General features: G+C 63.9%; 2 protein-coding genes. Both read right to left on the reverse strand.

Features of this window, described 5'->3' with window-relative positions; all coding sequences use genetic code 11:
* On the reverse strand, window positions 1–569 hold a 569-nt coding region (locus tag AC0L3J_RS36940), incomplete at its 3' end, for a flagellin N-terminal helical domain-containing protein (RefSeq protein WP_473350366.1).
* Window positions 570–928: 359 nt separating this feature from the next.
* The coding region (locus tag AC0L3J_RS36945; RefSeq protein WP_473350368.1) for a DUF1522 domain-containing protein at window positions 929–2,226 on the reverse strand (1,298 nt) is incomplete at its 5' end.

The following is a 2,226-nucleotide window of genomic DNA, read 5'->3' on the forward strand; positions in this document are numbered from 1 at the left end:
CCGGCGGCGGTGGTGCCGAGCAGTGTGGTTGCCGACGAGATGCCTGTCGTGCCGTCGGCCGCAACACCCCCGGTGCCAGCGAACGAGCCCTGGGTTGCGCCGAGAGTGGCGCCCGAACCTGCCGCGGTGGCGCCGCCGGCCGTGCCGTTATACAGCACGCTGCCCAGCGCGGTCGCGCTGGCAAAGGAGGTCGTGCCGCGCAGATCGGCCGCCGTCGCACCCGCAATCGTGGTGGAGACGTTGGACTTGGTGGAGTAGCCGACAGTGGTCTGCAGCGCCTGGTTGGCGATCGACTTGGCAGAGTCGATCAGCTTCTGCAGCGAGGTGATGCCGGTGTTGGCGGCCTGCAGCACCTGCACGCCGTTGGCGATGCCGTCGAGCAGATTGTTGATGTCGCTGGCGCGGTTGTCGAGCGACTGTGCCGTGAAGAAGTTGGTGGGATTGTCCAGGGCCGAATTGACGCTCTTGCCGGTCGACAGGCGGCTCTGCGTGGTGGCGAGAAGGTCAGCGGTGGACTGGAGGGAGAGCAGGTTCTGACGAACCGACGAGGAGAGAACAATACCGGACATTGAGTGTTACCCTTCTGGTACGCAACGCAACAAACTTCGATTAGGATTAATCGATGCCGGGACGGTGAATGCAGACGGCTAACAAAGCATGAAGCGTGTCGCGCCAGTCCTTGCGCGGATTCACCATAAGAGCGATCGGAGCCACATCAGGCTCGTCCATATCGTCATGATCGCATGATGCTTTTTCGCGCAAAGACCCGACGTTTGCGACTTGTCAACCATAACTCAGAGTAAGCAATCGGCTGCATCCGAATGCATCGTCCGCACTTCGTCGAGCGGCACTCTGATGCCGTCGCAAAAAGAAAGCGGCGGAGCCGAAGCTCCGCCGCCGTAGCCGTCTTACGATGTCTTTCCGCTTGTTAGCGGAGCAGCTGCAGCACGCTCTGCTGCGACTGGTTGGCCAGCGACAGCGCGGAGACCGCGATCGACTGGCGGGTCGACAGCGCCTGGCTGTTGGCCGCTTCGGTGTTGGTGTCGGCCAGGGTCAGGTTCGACGAACCGGTCTGCAGCACGTTGATCAGGCTCTTGTTGAAGTCCTGACGCACCTGCACCACCGAGAGGTTCGAACCGAGGCTCGACGCTTCCGAACGCAGCGTGCTCGACGCGGCGTTCAGGTTCGACAGCACCTTGTTGGTGGCAGCGTTGTCGATGAAGTCGACACCGCTGGTCAGCGCAGCAAGGCCGAGACCCTTGGAGTTGTAGGTCACGCCCGTGATGCTGAGGTTCGACTTGCCGGTCTCGTCGAACACCAGCTTGAGCTGGTCGCCGTTCAACAGGTTGACGCCGTTGAACGAGGAGTCCTGCGAGGTCGTGTCGATCTGGTTCAGGATGTTGTTGTACTGGTTGACCAGGTTGGAGCGTGAGGTCTGGGCAACCGTGTCCTGGACGGGGCTGGAAGCCGTCGAGAACGTCAGCGATGAGGTCAGCGTGCCGCCGATCGCACCACCCGCGGCGCTCGACCCGATGGTCGAGGACGCATAGTCGTTGGTGGTCGAGACCGTCAGCAGACCGTTGGCGTCGATCGTCGCCGTCAGGTTGTTGGCCTGAAGCTTCGTGTTGAGCTGGTCGAGCGTCTTGACCGTGCCGTTGGTGCCGTCGCCGAAGGTGGCATTGACCGCCGTGCCGCCGTTGAAGGAGGAGAAGGTCAAGGTCTTGCCGCTGAGGCCGCCGACGCCGGAGGTCCGGGCCGCCGAGAACACGCTCGCAGTGCCGGTGTTGCCGGCGAGGCCGAGCACGTTCAGCGCATTACCGGTGCCGGTGATCGACAGATCGGCATTGACGCCGGTCGCCAGCTTGAGCTGGCCGGAGGCGTTGATCGACGAGGCGATCTGGCCGCTTGCGGTGCTCAGCGTCGCCGTGCCGTTGGCCGCGATCGAGGCCGTCTGCACGCCGGTGGCAAGGTCGACCGCCTTCAGCACGTCGGCAACCGTGCCGGACTGCAGATAGACCGTCGAGTTGCCTGCGCCGTCGGTGAGGACGTTGCCGCTGACGCCGAAGCCGCTCGGGATCGCCGGAGCGTTGCTCGAACCCGGAACCGGCGCGTTCTTGAAGGTGATGACGTGGCCGTCGACGTTCAGCGTCGAGCCGTCCGCGATCGATGCCGACAGCGAAGCCGAGCTGGTCGTGCGGGTCGCGGTCACCGTGGCATTGCCGCCAC

Source organism: Bradyrhizobium sp. Kon37 (assembly GCF_055807535.1).